The 1915-nt window shown below is 67.1% G+C and carries 2 protein-coding genes; both read left to right on the top strand.

All coding sequences use genetic code 11. The annotated features are described in order from the left end of the window. Positions 1 to 2: 2 nt before the first annotated feature. Positions 3 to 929 carry a carbohydrate ABC transporter permease gene (locus ACIQFX_RS39115; protein ID WP_402473374.1) on the top strand — a complete coding sequence of 309 codons (927 nt, stop codon included), beginning with the start codon at positions 3 to 5 and terminating at the stop codon, positions 927 to 929. 4 nt (positions 930 to 933) lie between these two features. Continuing rightward, on the top strand, positions 934 to 1915 hold a 982-nt coding region (locus ACIQFX_RS39110), incomplete at its 3' end, for a carbohydrate ABC transporter permease (protein WP_402473372.1).

The raw sequence follows: 1915 nt of genomic DNA, 5'->3' as shown, positions 1-1915 counted from the left end.
CCATGACGCTCCTGTCGACGTCAGCTCAGGCGGCTTCGCCGCCTCGCCGGCGAGCCCGTTTCCGTCTCCGGAAGGAGGCCTGGGTGGGCTGGGGGTTCGCCGGCCCGTTCGTCGCGGTCTTCGCACTCGTCTTCCTCGCGCCGATCGGCTACGCCCTGTACCTGAGCCTGTTCCAGGACCGGCTGATCGGCGGCACCTCGTTCGTCGGCCTGGACAACTACGCCGACGCGCTGGGTGACGAGCGTTTCTGGCAGGGCCTGCTGCGGGTGGGACTGTTCCTGCTGGTGCAGGTGCCGGTGATGCTCGGCATCGCCCTGCTGGTCGCGCTGGCGATCGACAGCGGCCGGCTGTACGGCAGGACCTTCTTCCGCGTCTCGATCTTCCTGCCCTACGCGGTGCCCGCCGTGGTCGCCAGCCTGATCTGGGGCTTCATGTACGGCACCCAGTTCGGCCTGGTCGGCAACGTCAACGACGCCCTGGGCGTCACGCTGCCCGACCCGCTCTCGCCCTCACTGGTCCTGGCGTCCATCGGCAACATCGTGACCTGGGAGTTCGTCGGCTACAACATGCTGATCTTCTACTCCGCGCTCAAGGTCGTGCCCCGCTCGCTCTACGAGGCGGCGGCCATCGACGGCGCCGGGGAATGGCGGGTGATCGCCTCGGTGAAACTGCCCGCGATCCGCAGCGCCCTGGTCATCGCCACCATCTTCTCGATCATCGGCAGCTTCCAGCTGTTCAACGAGCCCAGCATCCTGCAAAAACTCGCCCCCAACGCGATCACCAGCGACTTCACCCCCAACGTCTACACCTACTCGCTGTCCTTCTCCGGCCAGCAGCACAACTACGCGGCGACCGTCGCGATCGTGATGGGCGTGATCACCGCGATCATCGCCTACACCGTCCAGCTGCGCGGCATGCGGAAGGGCTGACCCGATGACCACCTCCCCCACCACCGCTGCCGCCACCACCGACTCCAGCTCCCCCGCCGGACCTTCCACCACCCACGGCACCGGTACGAGCAAGCACAGGATCGCCACGGCAAGAAGTCGCAGGAAGCCGCCCCACACCCCGCTGCGGCCCCGCCCCAGCATCCCGCTGACCCTCATCACCGGCCTGGTCCTGCTCTACACCCTCGCCCCGCTGGCCTGGCTCGTCATCAACGCGACCAAGGACCAAAAGGGCCTGCTGGACTCCTTCGGACTCTGGTTCGCCGACGAGAGCCACTTCTGGGACAACATCACCCGCACCCTGGCCTACGACGACGGCGTCTTCGTCCGCTGGCTCCTCAACACCCTCCTCTACGTCCTGGCCGGCGCCGGCGGCGCCACGATCCTGGCCGTCCTGGGCGGCTACGCCCTGGCCAAGTACGACTTCCCCGGACGCAAGGCCGTCTTCGCCACCGTCATCGGAGCCGTCGCCGTGCCCGGCACCGCACTGGCCGTCCCCACCTTCCTCATGTTCAGCAACATGGGACTCACCAACACCCCCTGGGCGGTGATCATCCCCTCCCTCATCTCCCCCTTCGGCCTCTACCTCATGTGGGTCTTCGCCGCCGAGGCCGTCCCCACCGAACTCCTCGAAGCCGCCCGCATCGACGGCTCGGGCGAACTGCGCACCTTCTTCACCATCGCACTGCCCCTGCTGATGCCCGGCACCGTCACCGTCCTGCTCTTCTCCATGGTGGCGACCTGGAACAACTACTTCCTGCCACTGATCATGATCAAGGACCCCGACTGGTACCCGCTGACCCTGGGCCTCAACGCCTGGAACGCCCAGGCCCAGACCGCCGGCGGCGAAGCCGTCTTCGACCTCATCATCACCGGCTCCCTCCTCACGATCATCCCGATCGTCGCCGTCTTCCTCCTCCTCCAACGGTTCTGGCAATCCGGCCTCGCCGCAGGCAGCGTCAAGGAAT

The sequence above is a fragment of the Streptomyces sp. NPDC093089 genome, assembly GCF_044754405.1.
Classification (GTDB): domain Bacteria; phylum Actinomycetota; class Actinomycetes; order Streptomycetales; family Streptomycetaceae; genus Streptomyces.
The sequence above is the reverse complement of the archived record's forward strand: the minus strand, read 5'-3'. Positions and strand labels throughout refer to the sequence as shown.

Bases quoted from the DNA above. Each gene is read 5' to 3' on its own strand.
- ACIQFX_RS39115 (WP_402473374.1), top strand. From the start codon at position 3: ATGACGCTCCTGTCGACGTCAGCTCAGGCGGCTTCGCCGCCTCGCCGG.